Origin of the sequence: Natronosporangium hydrolyticum (genome assembly GCF_016925615.1) — a bacterium.
Classification (GTDB): Bacteria; Actinomycetota; Actinomycetes; order Mycobacteriales; family Micromonosporaceae; genus Natronosporangium; species Natronosporangium hydrolyticum.
Map to the genome: position 1 here is coordinate 4,036,650 of NZ_CP070499.1, position 22,369 is coordinate 4,059,018.

General features: G+C 71.1%; 19 protein-coding genes and 1 pseudogene. 9 read left to right on the forward strand and 11 right to left on the reverse strand.

The window, feature by feature from the left end; all coding sequences use genetic code 11:
* Positions 1–18: 18 nt before the first annotated feature.
* The 4 genes and pseudogenes from JQS43_RS26350 to rimP form a co-directional block, all read right to left on the reverse strand.
* A pseudogene (locus tag JQS43_RS26350) lies at positions 19–457 on the reverse strand (translation initiation factor IF-2 N-terminal domain-containing protein); the annotation flags it as partial.
* 82 nt (positions 458–539) lie between these two features.
* A complete protein-coding gene (locus JQS43_RS18085; RefSeq protein ID WP_239675576.1) occupies positions 540–887 on the reverse strand; it encodes a YlxR family protein in 348 nt (115 codons plus the stop codon).
* 81 nt (positions 888–968) lie between these two features.
* Positions 969–2,060 (reverse strand): transcription termination factor NusA, encoded by a 1,092-nt coding sequence (nusA, locus tag JQS43_RS18090; RefSeq protein ID WP_239675577.1) that lies wholly within the window; start codon positions 2,058–2,060, stop codon positions 969–971.
* A complete protein-coding gene (gene rimP, locus JQS43_RS18095; protein WP_239675578.1) occupies positions 2,057–2,650 on the reverse strand; it encodes a ribosome maturation factor RimP in 594 nt (197 codons plus the stop codon). The genes nusA and rimP overlap by 4 nt, the downstream gene beginning before the upstream one ends.
* A 295-nt stretch (positions 2,651–2,945) precedes the next feature.
* On the opposite strand from rimP, the gene JQS43_RS18100 reads away from it, so the two are divergent.
* Genes JQS43_RS18100 through JQS43_RS18120 form a run of 5 tightly spaced genes read left to right on the forward strand, consistent with a single transcriptional unit; the run spans position 2,946 to position 8,065 of the window.
* Entirely contained in the window at positions 2,946–3,434 is a 489-nt protein-coding gene (locus tag JQS43_RS18100; protein WP_239675579.1) for a hypothetical protein, read from the forward strand.
* The gene (locus tag JQS43_RS18105; protein ID WP_239675580.1) at positions 3,431–3,901 is read left to right on the forward strand and encodes a ferritin-like domain-containing protein; all 471 of its coding nucleotides are present in this window, start codon (positions 3,431–3,433) and stop codon (positions 3,899–3,901) included. The genes JQS43_RS18100 and JQS43_RS18105 overlap by 4 nt, the downstream gene beginning before the upstream one ends.
* A 50-nt stretch (positions 3,902–3,951) precedes the next feature.
* A complete protein-coding gene (locus JQS43_RS18110) occupies positions 3,952–4,587 on the forward strand; it encodes a PadR family transcriptional regulator (protein ID WP_239675581.1) in 636 nt (211 codons plus the stop codon).
* Complete coding sequence (locus JQS43_RS18115; protein ID WP_239675582.1) at positions 4,584–5,306, forward strand: ABC transporter ATP-binding protein; 723 nt, start codon at positions 4,584–4,586, stop codon at positions 5,304–5,306. The genes JQS43_RS18110 and JQS43_RS18115 overlap by 4 nt, the downstream gene beginning before the upstream one ends.
* Positions 5,303–8,065 (forward strand): FtsX-like permease family protein, encoded by a 2,763-nt coding sequence (locus JQS43_RS18120; RefSeq protein ID WP_239675583.1) that lies wholly within the window; start codon positions 5,303–5,305, stop codon positions 8,063–8,065. Before JQS43_RS18115 ends, JQS43_RS18120 begins: the two co-directional genes overlap by 4 nt.
* A gap of 14 nt (positions 8,066–8,079) precedes the next feature.
* On the opposite strand, the gene JQS43_RS18125 is transcribed toward JQS43_RS18120, so the two are convergent.
* From JQS43_RS18125 to dxr, 5 genes are all read right to left on the reverse strand, one after another.
* Entirely contained in the window at positions 8,080–9,540 is a 1,461-nt protein-coding gene (locus tag JQS43_RS18125; RefSeq protein WP_239675584.1) for an AAA family ATPase, read from the reverse strand.
* A 68-nt stretch (positions 9,541–9,608) separates the two neighbouring features.
* Positions 9,609–10,472 carry a type I methionyl aminopeptidase gene (gene map / locus JQS43_RS18130; protein ID WP_239675585.1) on the reverse strand — a complete coding sequence of 288 codons (864 nt, stop codon included), beginning with the start codon at positions 10,470–10,472 and terminating at the stop codon, positions 9,609–9,611.
* Between the two features lie 52 nt (positions 10,473–10,524).
* On the reverse strand, positions 10,525–11,703 hold the full coding sequence (ispG, locus tag JQS43_RS18135; RefSeq protein ID WP_239675586.1) for a flavodoxin-dependent (E)-4-hydroxy-3-methylbut-2-enyl-diphosphate synthase: 1,179 nt from the start codon (positions 11,701–11,703) through the stop codon (positions 10,525–10,527).
* Positions 11,704–11,734: 31 nt separating this feature from the next.
* Positions 11,735–13,006, reverse strand: coding sequence for a M50 family metallopeptidase (locus JQS43_RS18140; protein WP_239675587.1), 1,272 nt, complete (start codon positions 13,004–13,006; stop codon positions 11,735–11,737).
* 8 nt (positions 13,007–13,014) lie between these two features.
* Entirely contained in the window at positions 13,015–14,241 is a 1,227-nt protein-coding gene (gene dxr, locus JQS43_RS18145) for a 1-deoxy-D-xylulose-5-phosphate reductoisomerase (protein ID WP_239675588.1), read from the reverse strand.
* A gap of 161 nt (positions 14,242–14,402) precedes the next feature.
* Here dxr and JQS43_RS18150 point away from each other — a divergent pair, with 161 nt between their 5' ends.
* From JQS43_RS18150 to JQS43_RS18160, 3 genes are all read left to right on the forward strand, one after another.
* A complete protein-coding gene (locus tag JQS43_RS18150; RefSeq protein WP_239675589.1) occupies positions 14,403–15,371 on the forward strand; it encodes a GNAT family N-acetyltransferase in 969 nt (322 codons plus the stop codon).
* A 196-nt stretch (positions 15,372–15,567) separates the two neighbouring features.
* Positions 15,568–16,836: a S1 family peptidase gene (locus JQS43_RS18155; protein WP_239675590.1), complete on the forward strand. Its 1,269-nt coding sequence runs from the start codon at positions 15,568–15,570 to the stop codon at positions 16,834–16,836.
* A complete protein-coding gene (locus tag JQS43_RS18160; RefSeq protein WP_239675591.1) occupies positions 16,778–17,188 on the forward strand; it encodes a hypothetical protein in 411 nt (136 codons plus the stop codon). Before JQS43_RS18155 ends, JQS43_RS18160 begins: the two co-directional genes overlap by 59 nt.
* Before the next feature lie 46 nt (positions 17,189–17,234).
* On the opposite strand, the gene JQS43_RS18165 is transcribed toward JQS43_RS18160, so the two are convergent.
* Together JQS43_RS18165 and JQS43_RS18170 are read right to left on the reverse strand one after the other, a co-directional pair.
* Positions 17,235–19,355, reverse strand: a complete 2,121-nt coding sequence (locus JQS43_RS18165; protein ID WP_239675592.1) for an MMPL family transporter — start codon at positions 19,353–19,355, stop codon at positions 17,235–17,237.
* Positions 19,356–19,558: 203 nt separating this feature from the next.
* Positions 19,559–20,557, reverse strand: a complete 999-nt coding sequence (locus JQS43_RS18170) for a hypothetical protein (protein WP_239675593.1) — start codon at positions 20,555–20,557, stop codon at positions 19,559–19,561.
* Between the two features lie 207 nt (positions 20,558–20,764).
* On the opposite strand from JQS43_RS18170, the gene JQS43_RS18175 reads away from it, so the two are divergent.
* Positions 20,765–22,363, forward strand: a complete 1,599-nt coding sequence (locus JQS43_RS18175; protein WP_239675594.1) for a phytoene desaturase family protein — start codon at positions 20,765–20,767, stop codon at positions 22,361–22,363.
* The last annotated feature ends 6 nt before the right edge of the window (positions 22,364–22,369 follow it).

Consider the following 22,369-nt stretch of genomic DNA (forward strand, 5'->3'; position numbering starts at 1 on the left):
GTTGTTGCTGCTGCTGTTGCTGCCGCTGTTGCTGCTGCGCCTGCCGGGCAGCCTGCACTGCGGCCTCCTGCTCAGCCTTGAGCGCGGCGGCGCGCGCCTCGGCGGCGGCCACCTCAATGTCGTGCGCGCTCGCGGGCTTCGCCATGCTCGGCGGTGGGCCCGGCACCGGACCCTTCCGCGCCGGTGCCGGCTTCGGCGGCGGCGGCGCCGGGGTTGCCTTCCTGGGTGGAGTCGGGACCGCCCGGGTCGCCGGCTCCTTCGCGGCCGGCTTGGCGGGGGACGACGCCGACGACGCTGCGCGCGCCATCTCGTCCCGCAGCCGCCGGGCGACAGGTGCTTCGACGGTGCTCGACGCCGACTTGACGAACTCGCCCATCTCTTTCAGCTTGGCGAGCACGGTCTTGCTTTGTACGCCGAGTTCCTTCGCAAGCTCGTGTACGCGGGCCTTTCCTGCCACTGCACTCCTCAATCCGAGGCCGCACGGGCAGTACCCGCGCCGACCTCACTCGTCCACTTGAAGCCTGGTCATTTCAGCGACTTCATCGCGTGCTCATGTCGATCGTCCTGTCCTTCTCTCCACTGTCTGGTCGAGGCGCCCGAGCTGACTCGAGCCACTCGACCACCGCTCCGGCGTCGGGGACGCTGGAGAGACGCAACGCCCGCCCGAAGGCGCGGCGCCGCTGCGCCAGCGCCAGACAAGCCGGGTCAGGGTGTAGATGGGCACCCCGCCCCGGTCTGCTCCGAGTAGGGTCCGGCACAAGCCAGAACCGGCCACCGGCCGGGTCCATCTCTGCCACCACCCGGAGAAGCTCCGACGCTGGTGCACGTTTCCGGCAGCCGACACAGGTCCGCACCCAAGGTGCTTTCTGCGCCCGCGCAGCCGGCATCGCGCGATCTGTCACGCGCCAGTTTAGCCCGAACGGGCGGCGGTGAGCACCCCTCCCCCAGAAGGATGCGCGACGACCAGCTCAGCTGGCGGCCGCGGCCCCCGCGTTGTCCGAACCGGTAGGGGTAGCGGCCCCGCCGCCCGCCGCCCGTCGCGCGGGGTCCTCACCCGCTGGATCGCCACCAGCGGCGGAGCGTTCCGGCTCGGCATCTGACCGGATGTCGATCCGCCACCCGGTCAGCCGGGCCGCGAGGCGGGCATTCTGCCCCTCCCGACCGATCGCCAGCGAGAGCTGGTAGTCCGGCACGGTCACGCGAGCCGCGCGGGCCGCCGCGTCGACCACCTCGACCCGCAACGCCTTCGCGGGCGACAGCGCATTGCCGACGAACTCGGCCGGGTCCTCCGACCAGTCGATGATGTCGATCTTCTCCCCGTGGAGTTCGCTCATGACCGCGCGTACCCGCTGCCCCATCGGGCCGATGCACGCGCCCTTCGGATTGACAGTCGGCACCTGCGAGCGAACCGCGATCTTCGTCCGGTGTCCGGCCTCCCGCGCCACCGCCGCGATCTCCACGGTGCCGTCGGCGATCTCCGGCACCTCCAGTGCGAAGAGCTTCTTCACCAGGCTCGGATGCGACCGGGACACCGTGATCTGCGGGCCCCGCACGCTCTTCACCACGTGCACCACCACGCACTTGATCCGCGACCCGTGCTGGTAGAGTTCACCCGGCACCTGCTCGGCGGCGGGCAGCATAGCCTCCAACTTGCCCAGGTCGACCGAGACGATCCCCCGCTCCGAGCGGGCTCCGTGGGCCTGGACGACACCGGTGACCAGGTCACCGTCGCGTCCGGAGTATTCACCGAAGTGGACCTCGTCGGTGGCCTCCCGGAGCCGCTGCAGGATCACCTGCTTCGCGGTCATCGCCGCGATCCGACCGAAGTCATGGGGGGTGTCGTCCCACTCCCGCACCACCTCGCCGGCCTCGTCACGCTCCTGCGCCCAGACCGAGGCCTCCCCGGTGGTCCGGTCGATCTCCACCCGCGCGAACTGCTGCGAACCGCCCGTGTGCCGATATGCGGTCAGCAGTGCTGATTCGATCGCGGCCAGGATCGTCTCGTAGGGGATCTCGCGCTCCCGCTCCAGCGCCCGCAGCGCCGCGAGATCGATGTTCACCTGCTTTCACTCTCCCCGTCTTCGTCGCCGTCCGGATCGGCCAGCTCGTCAGTCTGCTCCTCGATCGAACGCAATTCCACCTGCACCCGCCCCGGGCCCAGCTCGTCATAGCGCAGCTCACGCGGGCCGGTAGCCAACTCCAACACCACTGTCTCCGGGTTCGTCTCCAGCACCCGGCCGGTCAACCGTGCTCCCCCCGGCCCGGGCACGCTCACCAGCCGGCCCACGTTGCGCCGCCAGTGCCGGGGCTCGGTCAACGGCCGGTCCACGCCGGGCGACGTGACCTCCAGCACATACTCGCCGGGGATCACCGACTCGCCGGCCTCCTCCGCGGCGTCCAGGGCGCTGGAGACGCTCCGCGAAACCTCGGCGATCGCGTCCAGCCCCACGCCGCCGTCCCGGTCCACCACGACCTGCACGCTGTGCCGCCGCCCGATCCGGGAGACCCCGACCCGTTCCAGGTCGAAACCCGCCGCCTCGACCACCGGCGCGATCAGCGCGGTCACCCGAGCCGGCAGCGCCCTGGGGCCGGTACGAGGAGGCGGCGCGGCCGCCCGCCCGGTCTGCTCGTCACCGCGTCCACGCGGCATCGACTCCACCCCCTAGCCCTCGACATGACAGCGCACGCTCGCCCGCGCCGTAGCCCGAAATCACCGGCATGCGCCATTGCCGCCCGGCCCGGGCCATTCGGGCGGCTGCGCTGAGCGTAGCGCGGACCCGCCAGGGCCGTGGCCCCGCCGCACCGGTTTCGGTCGAGCCCCGCTCGCACGCTCCGGACCGGGCGGATGCGACGACTCACCCCCGCCCTGCCGACCGCCACCGCTCCGGATGGTGTTCACTATTGCCGTGCAAGGTGGGTGGTCGCGACGAGCCATGCTCGGCGTCATGGGTGCGGCGGCGCTCGGCGCCACCGGGGCGGTGACCGGATGCTCCTGGTGGGATGAGCCGGAGCCACCGCCACCGGATCCATTGGAGCCATTTCTCGCCCAGACCCGATCACTCGCCGCCCGGTACGACGACGCCATCGCCGTCCATCCCGAACTCGCCGAGCTGCTGAGCCCGATCCAGCAGGCCCACCGGGAGCACGAGGGGGCGCTGCTGACCCTGATCGGCCGGCCGGAGCTGGCCACCCCGCCGCCGGGCGCTACCCCGGAGCACCCCGGCGCCGCAGAAAGTGCGTCGCCTGGCAGCGAGTCGCCGGCCGCGGACCCGGCGCCGGCGGACCCGGACACGACCCGGGAGTTGCTGCGCGACGCCGAGGTCGACGGCCAGGCCGAAGCGGTCGCAGCCTGTCTGACCGGGACCCCGGAGCGAGCCGCGCTGCTGGGCTCAATCGCGGCGGCCCGGGCTACCCACGCGGCGGTGCTGGCATGACCGGGCTGGTTCCCTGGGCCGGGCAGGTTTTCCGGGAGGGGGAGAGCGACGGCGGCGGGCTGGCCGACGCGCTCGTCGCTGAGCACGCGGCAGTCTTCGCGTACGGGCCGGTCGGCGCCTGGTTGGCCGAGGATGACGCCGAGACTGCCCGGGACGCGGAGGAGGCCCACCGGGCCCGTCGCGACCTGCTGCTGCTCACGTTGGCTGAACGTGACGTGCCGGCGCCGACCCCCGAGCCCGGTTACGAACTGCCGTTCCCGGTCACCGATGAAGATTCCGCCCGAGAGCTGGCGTTGCTGGTCGAGGAGCGGGTCGCGGGTGTGTGGCGGGCGGCGCTGCCGCAGCTCGCCCCCGCCGATCGGGAACTCGCGGTCACCGCGCTGATCGATGCGGCGGTGCGGGCGACCGGGTGGCGCCAGAGCGCCGGGGTGACCCCGGCGGTGGTCCCGTTCCCCGGCGCCCCATAGCAGCTAGGCCCCTTGTCGAGCCGCCTCGGCGAGATACATACTGAGTAGTTATGTCGATCAGACACGGCCTGCTGGCATTGCTCGAACCCGGCCCCCGGTACGGCTACCAGCTCCGAGCCGCCTTCGAGCACTCCACCGGCGCCACCTGGCCACTGAATATCGGCCAGGTCTACACCACGCTGGCCCGGCTGGAGCGCGACGGCCTGGTGCAGCCCCTGCCGGAAGAGGAGGGCGGGCAACGGCCGTACGAGCTGACCGACGCCGGCCGGGCCGAGGTGAGTCGCTGGTTCAACACCCCGGTCGCCCGCACCGACCGGCCGCGCGATGAGCTGGCGATCAAGCTGGCGCTGGCGCTAACGACCCCCGGCGTCGACGTTCGCGCTGTGGTCCAGAGCCAGCGCACCGCCACCGTCCGGACCCTCCAGGAGTACACCCGCCTGAAGACCCGGTCCCCCGAGCCGCTCGACCTGTCCTGGCGACTCGTGCTCGACTCGATGATCTTCCAAGCAGAGGCCGAGGTCCGGTGGCTCGACCACTGCGAGGCCAGCTTGGTCCGGCACCGGCCGCCGACCGGCGCCCCCGCCGAGCCTCCACCCGCAACCCCCACGCCCGCAACCCCCACCGCCACGCAGGCAACCCCAGCCGGCGCCCCGGCCGGCCAGCCGCCACGGGCGACTCCCCAATGACCGGCCCACTGCTGGCGCTGCGTGAGGTCACCCGCATCCACGGCGGCGGCGAGACCTCGGTGCCGGCCCTGCGCGACGTCTCGCTCACGGTGGAGCCTGGCGAACTGGTCGCGGTGATGGGCCCATCCGGCTCCGGTAAGTCCACACTGCTCAACATCGCCGGTGGCCTGGACACCCCCACCACCGGCACGGTCTCGATCGCCGGCACCGTCCTGAACCAGCTCAACCGGACCGCGTTGGCGAAGCTCCGCCGCCGCTGGGTCGGCTACGTCTTCCAGGAGCTGAACCTGCTGCCGAGCCTGACCGCGGTAGAGAACGTCGGGCTGCCGCTGGAGCTGGATGGGCACGGGGTACGGCGGGCCCGGCGGGCAGCCCAGGCGGCGCTCGCCGACGTGGAGCTGGCCGACGTCGCGCTCCGCTTTCCGGACGAGCTCTCCGGCGGTCAGCAACAGCGGGTGGCGATCGCCCGGGCGCTGATCGGCCAGCGGCGGCTGGTGCTCGCCGACGAACCGACCGGCGCCCTGGACAGCGTGACCGGTGAGACGGTGCTACGGCTCCTGCGGAACCGGGTCGACGCCGGCGCGGCGGGGATTCTGGTCACCCACGAAGCGCGCCACGCCGCCTGGGCCGACCGGGTGATCTTCCTTCGCGACGGCCGGATCGTCGACGCTTCGGCCCCGCTGCTGGAGCCGGAGGACCTGCTGGAGCCGACCCGGTGAAGCTGGCGAGCTGGTCGAGCTGGCTCACCGCGATCCGGATCGCCCGCCGGGAGATCCGCCGGGCCAAGGGTCGCTCCGCGTTGGTGGTGGCGCTCATCGGCCTGCCGGTGGCGGCGATCGCCTTCGCCGCGGTCAGCTACGACAGCTTCCAACTCACCCCCGAGCAGACGGTCGAGAGCCAGCTCGGCGCCGCCGACGCCTCGCTGCGATGGCAGTTCACCGGGCCGGTCACTCAGGATCTGGGGGGCGGATACCTCTCCGGCGACCAGCCGCGCACGGCTCCGCCCACCGTGGCGCAGGTCGAGGCGCTGCTACCGGCCGGGAGCCGGGCCACGCCGATGACCTCGGGCTACCTTGAGTGGCTAGCCCCGGACGGGGTCAAGACGATCGGTACCCGCCAGGTCGACCTGACCGACCCGATGCTGGCCGGGCTCGCCGAGCTGCGGGCGGGCCGGGCCCCGGCCACCGACCACGAGGTGGCGTTGAACGCCGCCGCGATGCGGCTGCTCGAAGCGGAGATCGGCGACGAGGTCACCGCCGTCGACCGGAGGTACACCTTCACCGTGGTCGGGGAGGTCGAGTATCCGCGTTATCTGCGCCCGGTCGTGGTCATCCCGCCCGAGGTGCACCCCGGGTTGTCCTGGCACGCGGACCTGAGCTGGCTCGTCGATACTCCGGCGCCGATCGACTGGGCACAGGTGAGGGCGCTGAACCGCCATGGGGTGGTAGTCACCTCCCGGGCGGTGCTGCTGGACCCGCCCGCGGCCGCAGACCTGCCACCGGCGGTGGCGGAGCGCCAGGCGAACGCCGCACAGCAACCGATCGCCACCGGGTCGCTCGTCGTTGCGCTGGCGGTGCTGCAGGTGATGCTGCTCGCCGGGCCAGCGTTCGCGGTCGGCGCCCGACGCCGGCAACGCGAGCTGGCGCTGGTCGCGGTCGCCGGTGGCGCCCCCGCCCACCAGCGCCGGATCGTGCTCGCCGATGGCCTGGTCCTGGGCACGCTCGGCGCCGTCGCCGGCCTCGTCCTCGGCACCGGGCTGGCCCTGGCCGCTCGACCGCTGCTGGCGCAGTACCTCTGGCACAGCCACCCCGGCGGGGTCCGCTTCTTCCCACCCGTGCTGTTGGCCGCGGCCGGCCTGGCGGTGGTGGTCGGGGTCGCCGCCGCGGCGACCCCGGCGGTCATCGCCGGCCGGCAGTCGGTGGTGCGGTCGCTGGCGGGCCACCGGGGCGCCGGTCAGATCCGCCGGCGCTGGCTGATGCTGGGGCTGCTGCTGGTGACCCTGGGCGTCGCGGTCACCAGCGTCGGAGCCTGGCTGGCCACCACCGTGCTGCTCCTCACCGGGGTGCTGATCGCGGAGCTGGGCCTGGTGCTCTGCACCCCGGCGGTGGTCGGGCTGATCGCCCGGCTGGGCCGGTGGGCGCCGGTCACGCTTCGGATGACGCTGCGCGACACGGCGCGCAACCGGGCCGCGGCCGCCCCTGCGATCAGCGCGGTGATGGCCGCCGTCGCAGCCTGCGTGGCGCTGGGCAGCTTCGCGATAAGCCAGCAGGAGCGGGACGCCGTCGGCTACCTCCCAGCGGTCCCGGACGGCAGCGCAGTCGTCTCGTACGAGCTGTGGACGTACTCCCCCTACGACCCGCCGGCCCGGCAGCTGCTCCCCCGCGAGCAACATCCGGAGGTAGCGGCCGTACTCGCCGCCGAACTCCCCTCGGCCGACCTCTACCAGCTCACCGCGCCCGACTGCCCCAGCGGCGTCGAGGCCGACCGCTGCCAGGTGCAGATCCCGGTCCCGCCCGGCCAGGAGTGCCCGTACTGGGATCACCCCCGCGAGCTGACCCGGTCGCAGCAGCAGGAAGCGGTAGCAGACCCACGATGCCGCGGCGGCGACGGTTTCATGCGAATGTCCATCGCCGACACCGTGGTCGACGACGGGACGCTGCTGCCGGTGCTCACCCAGGCCGACCCCGCCGAGATCGCCCCCGCCCGGGCGACGCTGCGCGCGGGCGGAGTGGTCGTCACCGACCCCCGGCTGGTGGTCGACGGCGAGGTCACGGTCGACGTCACCGCGGTGCGGCTGGATCGCTACGGTTCAAACCCGATCACCGACGAAACCGACCTACCCACCACAGTCACGCTGCCCGGTTACGCGATCACCACCGCGATCGGGCAAGGGACGACCTTCCTCTCCCCCGCTGCGCTGCGCGCCACTGAGCTCGACCCTGCCGTAGTCGGGGTAGTGGCCCACACCCAGACCGCGCCGACCAACGCCGAGGAGGAGGCAGCGCGGGCCGCCCTCCGGCAGATCCACCGCGACCTGTCGCTCTATGTCGAGCGGGACCTGACCCGCACCGGCGCCAGCCCGGAGGTGCTGGTCCTGGCGGCGACCGCCGCGGTGGTGGCGCTCGGCGCGGCGGCGATCGCCACCGGACTCGCCGCCGCGGACCGCCGGAACGATCTGCTGACGCTCGCGGCGCTCGGGGCCAGCCCCGGCGTACGGCGGCTGCTCTCGCTCACCCACGCCGGGGTCATAGCCGGACTCGGCACGGTGATCGGAGCGCTCGCCGGCCTCGGCGCCGCAGTCGCCGTCATCACCGCGCTCAACCAGCGCGACCACACGATCTGGCCGGTGGTCCACCCGTACCCGCTGACGGTGCCCTGGGCGGAGCTGGCGCTGCTGCTGGCGGTGCCGCTGGTGGCGATGCTCGGCGCCGGCCTGCTCACCCGCTCCGGCCTGCCGCTGGAGCGCCGCCGAACCTGAATCCCGCGGGCCGGTCAGAAAAGGTCGGCGAGCCCGCGCAGCACGATCTCGCCTCCCCCGCCCCCGGCTGCCCGAACCACATCGTCGTCGAACCCGCCTGCCCCGTAGCACACTAGCCGCGCCCCTACCGCGTCATAGCCTTTAGCGACGAGCAGCGCCCGAGCCCGCCGCAGCCGCTCGACATGCCGGGTGGTCACCCGCTCGCCCCACTTCGCCTCGCCGATGGCGAGGATCCGGCGTGCACCTGCCTGGTCGGGGAGTCCAAAGACCACCACATCGAGTTCGATCTGGGTCCGGTGCGCAGGATCAGCCACGGTCCCCGACATCACCTCCCCGGAGAGCCCGCCGAACAGGTCGTCCGGGGCATCGAGCGCGTGCTCGCGACAGAGCGCCTCGAAATGCGGACCGACCACCTGTGCCTGGAATCGTGGTTTCGCCTCGGCCCAGGCGCGGCGTGCCTGCCGGCGCTCCAACCGGGTCCAGGCCGGCCGCATCACCGCTTCATAGAAAGTAATCAATGGTTCGACGATTCGGTACCGACCCCGTCCGCTGCGGAAGGCGTCTGGTTCTCGAGTGATGAGCTGACAATCTTCCAGCACTGTGAGCGGATGCGCAATGTCGGTGGAGCGACGCCCGATATAGTTCGCGATTCCACCTCGACTGCTGTTGCCGACTGCGATCGCACCGAGCACCGCATGGTAGAGCGCGGTGTCTCGGATCTCGCTCTCTTCCGCCAGCAGGTACCTCGCCTCCCGAAACAGCGGGCTTTCCGGGCTGAGCACCGTCCGCAGTACCCATTCGTCAAAATCGTCGATCCCAGCCGGCGCATCGCCGGCGGTAAATTCCCGCCGATACGCTGGGGTTCCACCGACCACGGCATTGACCAGCACCGCCAGCCGCGGATCGACGATCCCCCAGAAGGCGGCCGCATCGCGGTAACCGAGCGGCGGCACGATCAGCTCCATGCTGGCCCGACCGCGCAACGGCGCAGTGCCCGAGAGCAGGTCGCCCATCACCGCCATCGCGGAGCCGCAGAGGATCAGTCGGGTCATACCCTGCCGACGTACCGACCCGCCAGGGTCGAGCAACCGCTGAAGCAGCGACGGAAGGCTCGGGCTCGCTCGGATCAGATACGGGAACTCGTCTATGATCACCAGTCGGTCGCCTGCGGTGGCGAGTAGCGCGGAGAGCGCGTCCTCCCAGGTAGGAAGCTGGTACGCCGCCGCGGCCCCGGCATACCTGCCCAGCGCCTCCCCGAACTGCCGCAACGAATCTGCCTCGGTGGCCTCGCTCGCGGCGAAGTAGAGAGCCTCCACGCTGTCGGCCAGCGAAGTCAGGAGGTACGTCTTCCCCTGCCGTCGACGGCCGCTGACCACCCCCAGCCGCACATCCGGGCTCTGGTGCGCGGCGAACGCAGCGAGCGAGGCCCACTCCGCGTCACGGTCGAAGATGTGGGCAGGCTTGATCAGCGCCACCGTACCTCCTGGAGACCGGACTACTGAGAAGTAAGCTTATTATAACTATACTTCTAAGAAGCGTACTCCTACGGCAGCGTGAGGATCTCGTAGCCGTCGTCGGTCACCAGCACGGTGTGCTCGAACTGGGCGGTCCAGCGCCGGTCCTTGGTCACCGCGGTCCAGCCGTCGGGCCACATGTCGTGCTCATGGGTCCCCAACGTGATCATCGGCTCCACGGTGAAGGTCATCCCCGGCTCGATCACCACCGCCAACTCCGGGTGGTCGTAGTGAGGCACATAGAGCCCGCTGTGGAACGCCTCCCCGATGCCGTGGCCGGTGAAGTCCCGCACCACGCCGTAGCCGAACCGCCGCGCGTACGCCTGGATGACCCGGCCGATCACGTTGAGCTGCCGGCCCGGGGCGATCGCCTTGATCCCCCGCAGCATCGCCGTCCGGGTGCGCTCCACCAGCAGCCGCGCCTCCTCATCGACGTCGCCGACCAGGAAGGTGGCGTCGGTGTCACCGTGCACCCCGTCGAGGAAGGCGGTCACATCGACGTTGATGATGTCGCCGTCCTGCAGCACCGTAGAGTCCGGGATGCCGTGACAGATCACCTCGTTGAGTGAGGTGCAGACCGACTTCGGAAAGCCCTTGTAGCCCAGCGGCGACGGGTAGGCGCCGTGGTCGCAGAGGAACTCATGCACCACCGCGTCGATCTCGTCAGTGGTCACCCCCACCTTGCACTGCTCACCGGCGAGCTGCAGCGCCTGCGCCGCGAGCCGCCCGACTACCCGCATCTTCTCGATCGTCTCCGGGGTCTGCACATGCGGACCGGTGAACGGCTTGGGCCCCGGTCTGCCGACATACTCCGGGCGGGGAATCTGCGACGGGACCTTCCGCGTCGGGGAGATCTCACCGGGCTTGATCGGGGCACGCAGACTGACGCTCATACGCCCAGGGTAACCATGACGTCCCCGGCACACTCAGGAGAGCGCCCGAACGTCAGTGGACGGTGACCGTGGGCCTGGCCTCGGCGACCAGCTCCCGCAGCTCCTCCGGCAGCTCCGCCCCCAGCTCGTCGGCGAGCTTGAGCGCCTCCTCGATCAAGGTCTCCACGATCTGCGACTCGGGCACCGTCTTGATCACCTCGCCGCGGACGAAGATCTGGCCCTTGCCGTTGCCGGAGGCGACGCCGAGGTCGGCCTCCCGGGCCTCACCCGGCCCGTTGACGACGCACCCCATCACCGCCACCCGCAGCGGCACCGGCAGATCCGCCAGGCCCGCGGTGACCTCCTCGGCCAACTGGTAGACGTCGACCTGCGCCCGACCACACGACGGGCAGGAGACGATCTCCAGGCCGCGCTCCCGCAGCCCCAGCGACTCCAGGATGGCGGTGCCGACCTTGACCTCCTCGACCGGCGGAGCGGAGAGCGACACCCGGATGGTGTCGCCGATCCCCTCGGCGAGCAGCGCGCCGAACGCGACCGCCGACTTCACCGTGCCCTGGAAGGCGGGGCCGGCCTCGGTCACCCCCAGGTGCAGCGGGTAGTCGCACTGCTCCGCCAACTGCCGGTACGCGGCGATCATCACCACCGGGTCGTGGTGCTTCACCGAAATCTTGATGTCGCCGAAGCCGTGCTCCTCGAAGAGCGAGCACTCCCACAGCGCCGACTCGACCAGCGCCTCGGCGGTGGCCTTGCCGTACTTTTCCAGCAGCCGCGGGTCGAGCGAGCCGGCGTTGACCCCGATCCGGATCGGGGTGCCGGCGGCCTGCGCCGCCCTGGCGATCTCGCCAACCTTGTCGTCGAACTTCTTGATGTTGCCCGGGTTGACCCGTACCGCGGCGCAGCCGGCGTCGATCGCCGCGAAGACATACTTCGGCTGGAAGTGGATGTCGGCGATCACCGGGATCTGCGACTTGGCCGCGATCGCCGGCAGCGCCGCCGCGTCGTCGGCCGACGGCACCGCCACCCGCACGATCTGGCACCCAGCGGCGGTCAGCTCCGCGATCTGCTGCAGGGTCCGGTCGATGTCGGTGGTGGGGGTGGTGGTCATCGACTGCACCGACACCGGCGCGTCACCGCCGACCGGCACCGGCCCCACCATCAGCTGGCGGCTGTGCCGCCGCTTCGCCAACGGCGGCGGCGGGGCGGTCGGCATACCCAGCGCGACTGTGCTCACGACAGACCTCTCCTACGGAACGCGGACTCGGTTAGAACGGTAGCCGGATCGGATTCACGATGTCGGCGGCGATCGTCAACAAGAAGAATCCTGCCATGATAAAAATCACGATGTACGTGACCGGCATCATTTTGTAGTAGTCGACCCGGCCCGGATCGGGCTTGCCGAACTTCGCGTACAGCCACGACCGGGCGCGTTCGAACCAGGCGATCGCGATATGCCCGCCGTCGAGCGGCAACAGCGGCAGCAGATTGAAGATGCCGACGAAGAAGTTCAGCGCGGCCAGCAACAGGATGAACGTGGGCACCTCACCGCGGTCCCACAGCTCGCCCCCGATCCGGCTCGCGCCCACCACGCTCATCGGGGTCTCCGGATCCCGCTCGCCACCGAAGACCGCGGTCCACAGCTGTGGCACCCGCTCCGGCAGCCGGCTCAGCGCCTCCACCGTGCCCCGGAACATGAAGACCGTCCGGTCGGCCGCCTCGCCGACCGCGCCGATCGGGCCCAGCCTGACTTCCGGGATCACCGGCTCGATGCCGAGCACCCCGACCCGCTCCAGATCCTGCTCGGTTACCTCGTCCACCGGCGTCTCCGGCGGGATGTCCTGCCGGACCCGTTCGGCGAGCGGCAGCTCCGCGGCGACGGTCTGGCTCTGCCCGTCTCGTTCGAAGGTCACGTCAACGGTGCTGCCACCGGCGGCGCGGATCCGTTCGGTCAGGTCCGCCCATTCGGTGACCGGCCGCCCGTTCAGCGCGGTGACCACGTCACCCTGCTGGAGCCCGATCTCGGCGGCGACGCTCGGCGGATCTTCTCCCGGCACGCACTGGCGGACCCCGCCGGTCTGCGGATCGATTTCCCACTCCAGGGCGGTGCACTCGGCGACGGCGGCGACCCTGGGCGCGGCGGCGTCGAGCCGCTCCATGTCCGGCACCGGGACGACCGCGAAGACCCCCCAGAGCAGCGCGAACCCCAGAATGAAGTGCACCGCCGAGCCGGCGCCCATCACCACCGTGCGCTTCCACAACGGGAACCGCCACATCGCCCGGTGTTCGTCCTCCGGCTTGACGTCGTCGTCCTGCGGCGTCATCCCGACGATCTTGACGAACGCACCGGCCGGGATGCTCTTGAGCCCATACTCGGTCTCACCCCGCCGAAACGAGAAAATGGTCGGCCCGAACCCGATGAAGAACCGGGTGACCTTCATGCCGAAGGCGCGCGCGGTGCCGGCGTGACCGTACTCGTGGAGTGCGATGGAGATCACGATGCCGAGGGCGAAGACGATCACCCCGATTGCGTAACCCATCTACCCGCTTACTCCTCGTCCGTTGCCGGTGCCGGGCCGGCGCCCGCGGCGATGATCTCCTGCGCGCGTCGCCGTGCCCACCCTTCGGCCGCGTGCACGTCCTCGACCGTACCCGGCTCTGACAACTGCGGAGCTTCGTCGAGCACCCGGGCGATCGTGTCGACGATGCCCAGGTACGGCAGGCGGCGCGCGATGAACGCGGCGACGCATTCTTCGTTGGCGGCATTGTAGATGGCCGGCCGGCACCGCCCGGCGACCCCGGCCGCCTTCGCGAGCGCGACCGCCGGGAACGCCTCCTCATCCAGCGGCGCCAGCTCCCACCGGTGGGCCGTTCGCCAGTCGACCGCCGGGGTGGCGTCCGCCACCCGCTGCGGCCAACCCAGCGCCAGCGCGATCGGCAACCGCATATCCGGCGGACTGGCCTGGGCGATGGTCGAGCCGTCCACGAACTCCACCATCGAATGCAGCACCGACTGCGGGTGCACCACCACCTCGATCCGGTCGTACGGCAGCTGATACAGCTCGTGGGCTTCGATCACCTCCAGCCCCTTGTTGACCAGGGTCGCCGAATTGATGGTGATCACCGGCCCCATCTGCCAGGTGGGGTGGGCCAGCGCCTGCTCCGGGGTAACGTCGGCGAGCTCAGCCCGGGACCGGCCCCGGAACGGGCCACCGCTGGCGGTCACCACCAGCCGGCGTACCTCATCGGTGGCGCCGGCCCGCAGGCACTGGGCCAGTGCGGTGTGCTCGGAGTCGACCGGCAGCAGCTGGCCGGGCGCCGCCGCCGCCCGCACCAGCGGGCCGCCGGCGACCAGCGACTCTTTGTTGGCCAGCGCGACGGTCCGGCCAGCCCGCAGCGCGGCGAGCGTCGGCGCCAGACCGCGGGACCCGTCCACCCCGTTGAGTACCACGTCGGCCGGGTAGGTAGCGAGCTCGCTGATCGCCTCCGGGCCGGCCAGGATCTTCGGGATCGGAAAGTCGCCGGTGGCGTACCCGCGACGGCTGGCCTCGGCGTAGAAGGCCAGCTGCAGGTCCTGCACGGTCGAGGAGTGGGCCACCGCCACCACCGCCACCCCCAACTGCAGGGCCTGGGCCGCGAGCAGCTCGACGTTGCCGCCGCCGGCCCCGATCCCGACCACCCGGAACCGGTCCGGGTTGCGCTGCACCAGGTCCACCGCCTGGGTGCCGATCGAGCCGGTGGAGCCGAGCAGGATGATCTCGCGGGGTGTGGTCACCCGGTAATTCTCCACCGTCGCCCACCGCGGCTGGTACGGTGTCCGGGCACGGCCTACGAAGGGAGGTGAGGAGTCGATGTTCGGCACATTCGTCGCGCGCTCCGCACCTGGGCCCCGGCTTCGTTAAGCCCGGCCAGGGAGCGCCGAACCAAGGAGCTCTCTTGCAGCAGATCACGTTCCGCCCGTTGCGGGCGGACGAATTCCCCCTTCGTTTCCATGACTATCGCAACCCGCCCACCTCCGGGGTGGGCCGGCGCAGCCGTACCTTCGACGAGGAGGTCGCCGCCGGCGGCTACCGTCCGGAGTGGTGCTGGGTGGCGCTACGCGGTGACGAGCTGGTCGCCCGGGTCGCCTTCTGGGCACCGCCGGACGCACCGCTGCCGTGGTCGGTCGATCTTTTCGATCCCGGCAACGGTCCGGATCGGGTCGAGGTCGGGGCGGCGTTGCTTCGCGCCGCGTACCAGCAGCTGGTCCCGGCCGATTACCGCACCCCGCCGCAGCCGGACGGTGGCCGCCCGGACTACCACCTGTTCCTACCGGCGGACTGGCGCGACCACCCGGCCGCGTACGCCGAGGCGACCGACCGGATCGCCGCGGCGGAGCAGGCCGGGCTGACCCACTTCGTGGAGCGGCTGAACCTGCGCTGGGAGCCCACCGATGGGCTACCGCCGAGATCCACCCGGCTGCGGTTCGTCCCCATCCCGGATGACGGGCCGCTCGTCGACGCGCTGGCCCGGGTCAGCGACGGCGCCCTCGACGCGTACGCCCGACAGGATCTGGCCCGGCTCGGCGACCCGGTCGTCGCGGCCGAGTACACGATCGCCGATCTCGCCGAGATGCCCGGCGGCCGGGGCTGGTGGCGACTCGCCTACGACACCGAGGGGGCGCTGGTCGGGCTGGTGCTGCCGACCCGCAACCCCAGCTCGGCGACGATCGGCTACCTCGGGGTGGTCCCCGAACAGCGGGGTCGCGGCTACAGCGACGATTTGGTCGCCGAGGCGCTGCACATCTTCGCTGCGGCCGGGGAGCCGGTGGTGAACGACGCCACCGACGTGGGCAACGCGCCGATGGCGGCGGCGTTCGACCGGGTCGGCTACCGGGTGGTGGGGCGCCGGATCATCATGATCTGACCGCCCGCTCTTCTGGCCGCTCCCGGCCTTCTGGCCGATCATGAGCGTGTTGACGGACACGCCGGGCGTGTCTGCTTACCCGCTCATGATCGGCCACCCGGTGGCAATCATGATCGGCCACCCGGTGGATTCAACCTTCTGCGACCGCGATTCGTATTGATCGCTGACCCCTGTCCCCCAAATCTCAGGAGTCGCCATGCGGCGCAGACACCTCGTCACCTCGATCGCGGTCACCGCCACCGCTGGCGCGTTAGTCGCGGTCACCCTCCCGGCCCTGGCCAGCACCGATCCCGACCGGTCGGGGCCGGAGCTGGACGCCGGGCCCGGAGCGGAGGCCGCCCCGCCGGGCATCGGGGACGAGATCGCGCCGGAGCTACTGGACGGGCTGCGACGTGATCTCGGCCTCAGCGAAGCGCAGGCGCTGGAACGACTGCGTACCGAGGCGTGGGCCAGCCAGACCTCGGCGGCGCTGCGTGAGCAGCTGGGCGAGCGTTACGCCGGAGCCTGGCTCAACGAGGGCGCCGAAGATCTCATGATCGGGGTGACTGACGCTGCCGCGGCCGACCAGGTCCGGGCCGCGGGCGCCGAACCAAAGCTGGTCGACCGCACCGAGCAGCAGCTGGCCAGCGCAAAGGCGACCCTGGACCAGCACTCGGATCAGGCCGCCGCGCCGATCGCCGGCTGGTACGTCAGCGCCTCGGACAACGCCCTGGTGGTGCTTACGCCGGACTGGGCGGAGCCGGCAGCCTGGGCCTTCGTGGACGACAGCGGGGTAGCCCGCGGCGGGGTCCGGGTCGAACACACCGACGAGGAACCACGGCTGCTCAACGACATCCGCGGCGGCGACGCCTACTTCATCAACGACGCCGCCCGGTGCTCGGTCGGCTTCTCGGTGGCCGGCGGCTTCGTCACTGCCGGCCACTGTGCCCTGGGCGGCGCGGCCACCACCGGATTCAACGGCGTACCGCAGGGCGAGTTCGTCGCCGCGTCCTTCCCCGGCGTCGGAGTCGGCGGCCCGGACGACTGGGGCGTCGTAGCGGTGAATCAGGACTGGGTCCCGCAGCCGGTGGTGAACGACTTCGCCGACGGCACCCTGCCGGTCGCCGGCTCGGATGAGGCCCCGGTAGGAGCCTCGGTATGCAAATACGGCTCCACCACCGGCGTTTCCTGCGGCATCATCCAGGCCAAAGACGCCACTGTAAACTATCCAGAAGGTACGGTCACCGGGATGACCCGGACCGACGCCTGCGCCGAGCCGGGCGACTCCGGCGGTGCGTGGCTCTCCGGCGACCAGGCCCAGGGCATCACCTCCGGTGGGTCGGGCGACTGCACCACCGGCGGGGTCACCTTCTTCCAGCCGCTCAACGAGGTACTGGAGATCAACGACCTCACCCTGGTCACCACCGATGGTGACGACATCGGCGTACCACCGGCCCGACGATGCCGGTGGTGCCGACTCGGGTGATGCCGGCGCCGACCAGCCGCCCGCGACCGCCGGGTGCGACGAGTCCGACCATGTGCTCCGTGGCCAACTCGGCGAACAGCGCACCGTCCAGGTACAGCCGAACGGACGGTTCTACCGGGCGCTGACCGCCGGCACCCACACCGTCTGCCTAGCCGGCCCGGCCGACGCAAACTTCGACCTGGCACTGCAACACTGGGACGGCCAACGTTGGCAGACGGTGGCTTCGTCGGCCGGACCCGACGCCGAGGAACAGCTCACGTTCGACGGCGATGCCGGCTTCTACCGGGTCGGCGTGGTCGCGAGCGAGGGAGCCGGCAACTACCTGGTAGGCCTGAGTTTCACCTCCCGGTAGCAAACAAGCTCAGGGTCGGCGCGGGGTACGGGGTGGGGCGCGGGTTCTACTCGGGGTTGATGCCGTAGCGGCGGTAGACCCGGTCCAGCGGGCCGGGGAGCCACCAATTGGCCCGGCCGAAGAGCCGCATCAGCGCCGGCATCAGCAGCGCCCGCACCAGCGTGGCGTCGACCGCGATCGCGACGATCATCCCGATCCCGAGCAGCTTGACGAAGGCCATCTCGCCGGTGGCGAAGCCGCCCACCACCACGATCAACAACAGCGCCGCGGCGGTGATGATCCGCCCGGTACGCTGCAGTCCGTACGCCACCGACGCCTGATTGTCGCCGGTCGCATCCCACTCCTCCCGCACCCGCGAAAGTAGAAACACCTGGTAGTCGGTGGAGATGCCGAACAGGACAGCCAACATCAACAACAGCATCGCCGGCTGGACGAAACCCACATCGGTGAAGTTCAGCAGCCCGGCGAGCCGGCCATCCTGGAATCCCCAGACCACCACCCCGATCGCCGCCCCGATCGAGAGCAGGTTCAGCCCCACCGTCGCCAGCGGCAGCACCAGTGAACCGAAGGCGAGGAAGAGCACCACCATGATCGCGCCGGCCATCAACAGCAACATCCACGGCAGGCCCGCCAACAGCTCGTCCACCAGGTCCAGGTCCGCCGCGGTCCGCCCACCGACCAACACCTCAGCGCCGGCCGGGGCGGGCAGCTCCCGGATCGCCCGGACCGCCTGCCACGCCTGCTCGCCGGTGGGCGCCCCGGCGTAGCCCGCGGCCAACAGGGTGGACCCACCTTCCTGGGCGGCGGGCGCAACCTCGGTCACCTCCGGCAGCGCCGCCACCTCGGCGGCGAACCCCTCGGCCTGCGCCGGCGACGCCCCCGAGAGCAGGACCTGGATCGGCTCACCGTTACCCGGTGGGAACTCTTGGGCGATCCGCTCGGCGACCACTCTCGCCTCGGCTCCCTCCGGCAACACCCGCTCGTCGAAGCCGCCGAACTCCAGCCGCAGCGCGGGGCTTGCCAGCAGCGCCAACACCGCCAGAACTCCGACCAGGTAGATGACCGGGCGGCGCATGACGCTGCGGCTCAGCCGCGCCCAACCGCCCTGGTTGGCGCCGGGCACGTCGGCGCGGTCGGTTAGGCCAGCCGCGGGTCGCCGCCGCCACGGTAGGCGTACCCGACCGGCATTGATCTTGGGACCGAGTACCACCAGCAGCGCCGGCAGCACCGTCAACGCCGCCAGCATCGCTACCGCGATCGCCGCGATGCCACCCGCCGCCAGCGACCGCAGGAAGACATGCGGAAAGATGAACATGCTCGCCAGCGCCAACATGGTCGTCAGTCCGGAGATCATCACAGCCCGGCCCGCGGTCCGCAGCGTCCGCCCCACCGCGTCGGCTGGCCCCCGACCGGCGGCCAACTCCTCCCGGAACCGGTTCACCACCAACAACCCGTAATCGATCGCCATCCCCAGGCCGATGACCGTGATGATGTTGATCGCGAAGATCGACACCTCGTAACCGAGGGTCAACAGCCGGGTAGCGACGAACGCACCCAGAATCGCCAGGGCACCGATCACCAGTGGCGCGACCGCCGCCACCACGCCCCGGAAGATCAACACCAGCAGAATCAGCAGGATCGGGAACGAGATCAACTCTGCCCGTACGATGTCGTGCTCGGTCTGCTCGCTCGACTGCTCGAAGAAGGCGACCAGACCGCCGGTCTCAGTCACCACCCCCGGCGCGGCGACCAATGGCTGGAGCTCGCGGTACGCGTCGAGCAGCGCATCCTCGTCCCGTGGGGTCAGGATGACCGCGGCGTAGGTGGACTGCCGATCCTGGGAGAGCAGCTGTGGTGCGCCGGAATCGTAGTAGCTCGCCACACTGGAGACGAGCGGGTGTGCCCGCAGCCGGTCCAGCGTCTGGATGATCGGCTCCGCGACGGCGGGGTCGTCGATCGGCAAGGACTCGCTGGTGTAGAGCACCACCAGGTCGGTGTCCTGATCACCTACCTCGTCGCCGATCCGCTCCAGCGCCTGCGCGGATTCGCTCTCCGGGTCGGCGAAGCCGCCGCCGGTGAGCTGGGAGAACACGCCCGTGCCCCAGGTCGCGCCGACCACCAGTAGCGCTAACGCGGCGGCCAGTACCGTCCAACGCGCCCGAACCACGACGCGTCCCCACCACCCGAACATGGACACCTCGCCTCATCCGTGACGTACCGCCTCCAGCCGAAAGGGTAGACGGCTCGCCAGCCACGGGTACGAAGAGTGGCCCGGGGGCCGGTTGATCATGAGCTTAAGCTCATGATCAACCGGCCCCCGGGCGTGGGGGAAGGTGGAAAGTCAGCGTTCGTGCTCAGGATCGTTCGTGCTCAGGGATTCTGCACGGTGCACTCGGCGAGCGGCTGCAGATCCGGCCGATCCGCATGCCGACCGATCGCGATCTCGATCCGCTCCAACGTCGCCACCCGACGCGCCTCCAACGGACCCAACACCGCATTGTCGACAAAGTTCGGACCACCCTCACCCTGCGAGGTCGCCAACCGCTCGTTCGCCGCCCCGATCTGCGACTCCAGCGCGCTCAGGTCGCGGGCGACCTCCTCCGACGCGGCCTGCGGCACCGCCGGCAACTGGTCCACCACGCTCGGGCAACTGACCACCGGCGCCGTCCCGGCGCCCTCGTCGGCCCCGCCACCCTGGTCATCGCCGACGCCACCGCCGGCGTTGTCCCCGGGCTGGTCGGCGGCGCCGTCGCCGGCACCCGCGTCATCGCCAGCGCCCGCGTCATCGCCAGCGCCATGCTCGCCGCCCGCGTCCGCGTCATCGCCCGCGTCCGCATCGTCGGCGGCACCGTCAGCGAGGTCACACCCGGCCAGCGCCTGCAGATCCGGCCGATCCGCATGCCGACCGATCGCGATCTCGATCCGCTCCAACGTCGCCACCCGACGCGCCTCCAACGGACCCAACACCGCGTTCTCGGCAAAGTTCGGACCACCCTCACCCTGCGACGTCGCCAACCGCCGGTTCGCCTCCCCGATCTGCGCCTGCAACGCGTCCAGATCCCGCAGCACCTCGTCCAGCGCCGCATCCGGGACATCCGGCAGCTGGTCGGCCACCGTCGGACACGCCACCACCGGGGCAGACTCGGGCGCTGGGCCGGTGGTCTCGGCCAGCGCCTGACCACTGCGGCTGCTCGTGATCACACCGGCGACCACGGTCGCGAGCACCGTCAGCGCCACCACCAAACCCACCACGACCCGCCGGTCGGCGTACCGCCTCCGTAGCCCGGAATACATCGCTGTCTCCTCGCCTCCTGGCCGGGCACCGGCCCGACCGGTCATCTGGCAGCTCAATGGCTGACCCTCGGTCACCGACGCGGATCATCGATCGGCGTCACCTGGCAGTACGGGACAGCCGCGCGGGACGATCGACCGAATGCGACACTTGAGAGAAACCTAAGGTTCGCTTCACCACCTGGAAATCCGGCGCCAGGCCCGGGCGATCCACCACCGACCGAGCCCGCGAGCCGAGCCGTCGAGCCGAGCGGTTGCGGGAGGCCGCCGCGTAGGCTCGGCGACATGTCCGCCACCAGTGATCTCCCCCGCCGCAGTGATGTGCTGATCATCGGAGCCGGCCACAACGGCCTGGTCGCGGCTACGCTGCTGGCCCGCGCCGGCCTCACCGTCACCGTGCTTGAAGCCACCGGCACGATCGGCGGCGCGGCCCGCACCGAACACCCCTTCGCCGCAGTGCCGGGTCTGGGCCACTCCACCGGCGCGTACCTGCTCGGTCTGCTGCCGCCGGAGCTCGCCGCCACCCTCGACCTCCGGTTTCCCACTCGACGGCGGGACCCCCACTACTTCCTGCCCACCGCCGGCCCGGTCGGGTCGCCATACCTGCTGGCCGGCGCCGACCGGGAAGCCTCCCGGGCGCAGCTGCGAGAGATGTTCTCGCCGGCCGACCTCGCCGCCGACGACGCGCTCGCCGCCGAGCTAGCCGCGCTCCGCGAAGACCTCGCCCCCGCCTGGTTGGCCGAACCCCTACCGGTCGAGCAGACCGCCGACCGGTACGTGCGGCCGGCGCTCCAGCAGAGCTTCATCGACCTGGTACGCGGCTCGGTCGCCGACTATCTCGCCCGGTTCGAATTCCGCAGTGAACTCCTCACCGCCATGTACGCGGTGACCGATGGTCTCTCCGGGGTGAACGCCGGACCGGACGACCCTGGCACCGGCCACAACTTCCTGGTCCACAACATGTGCCGGCTGCCGGAGGCCGACGGCACCTGGCTGATCGTGGAAGGCGGCATGGGCACCGTCACCCGCATGCTCGCCGACACCGCCCGCGCCGCGGGCGCGATCGTGGTCACCGGCGCGCAGGTGACGGCGGTCCAGACCGAGCAAGGGGCGGTCAGCGGGGTCGCGCTCGCGGACGGCACGGAGCTGGCCGCCCGGGTGGTGCTCGGCGCCTGCGACCCGTACCAGCTCCTGTCGTTGACCCCCGCCGGGCTGGTGCCGCCCGAACTGCCCGCCCGGATGGCGGCGGTTCGACGCACCGGAACAACCTTGAAGCTCAACCTCGCCCTCCGCGACCTGCCCGAGTTCCGGTGCCTACCCGCCACCTCGCCCAGCCCGTTCGGCGCCACGATCCACCTGCTCCCCGGCGCCGCCGGTGACCTCACTCCGATGGCCGGCCTCCGGCAGATGTGGCGGGAGGTCCAGGCTGGGCAGCTCCCGGCCGACCCGACCATCGAGTGGTACCTGCACACCACGGTGGACCCATCCCTGCAGGACGAGGCTGGCCACCACTCCTCAGCGCTGTTCGTGCAGTCGGTGCCGTACCAGATCACCGGGTCCAGCTGGGAGGCGGAGCTGCCCGGCTACGTGGACCGGTTACTGGAGATCTGCGACCGGTACGCCCCCGGCACCTCGGCGCTGGTGGCCGACACGATGCCGCTGCCGCCGCCGGGGATCGAAGCCCACTTCGGGATCACCGGCGGGCACATCCACCACATCGACAACACGGTCTCGTTCACCGACCGGATGCCGTACGCGACCGGGGCGCCGGGTCTCTACGCGGGCTCGGCCGGCTGCCACCCGGCCGGCAGCGTCATCGGCGCGGCCGGCCACAACGCGGCCCAACGCATCCTCCGCGACCTCGGGCTCCCCACCACCGGCTGAGCGGTC

Bases quoted from the DNA above. Each gene is read 5' to 3' on its own strand.
- JQS43_RS18085 (WP_239675576.1), bottom strand. From the start codon at position 887: ATGCCGGCTGCGCGGGCGCAGAAAGCACCTTGGGTGCGGACCTGTGTC.
- rimP (WP_239675578.1), bottom strand. From the start codon at position 2,650: ATGCCGCGTGGACGCGGTGACGAGCAGACCGGGCGGGCGGCCGCGCCG.
- JQS43_RS18100 (WP_239675579.1), top strand. From the start codon at position 2,946: ATGGGTGCGGCGGCGCTCGGCGCCACCGGGGCGGTGACCGGATGCTCC.
- JQS43_RS18105 (WP_239675580.1), top strand. From the start codon at position 3,431: ATGACCGGGCTGGTTCCCTGGGCCGGGCAGGTTTTCCGGGAGGGGGAG.
- JQS43_RS18110 (WP_239675581.1), top strand. From the start codon at position 3,952: ATGTCGATCAGACACGGCCTGCTGGCATTGCTCGAACCCGGCCCCCGG.
- JQS43_RS18115 (WP_239675582.1), top strand. From the start codon at position 4,584: ATGACCGGCCCACTGCTGGCGCTGCGTGAGGTCACCCGCATCCACGGC.
- map (WP_239675585.1), bottom strand. From the start codon at position 10,472: ATGAGCGTCAGTCTGCGTGCCCCGATCAAGCCCGGTGAGATCTCCCCG.
- JQS43_RS18140 (WP_239675587.1), bottom strand. From the start codon at position 13,006: ATGGGTTACGCAATCGGGGTGATCGTCTTCGCCCTCGGCATCGTGATC.
- JQS43_RS18155 (WP_239675590.1), top strand. From the start codon at position 15,568: ATGCGGCGCAGACACCTCGTCACCTCGATCGCGGTCACCGCCACCGCT.
- JQS43_RS18160 (WP_239675591.1), top strand. From the start codon at position 16,778: ATGGTGACGACATCGGCGTACCACCGGCCCGACGATGCCGGTGGTGCC.
- JQS43_RS18175 (WP_239675594.1), top strand. From the start codon at position 20,765: ATGTCCGCCACCAGTGATCTCCCCCGCCGCAGTGATGTGCTGATCATC.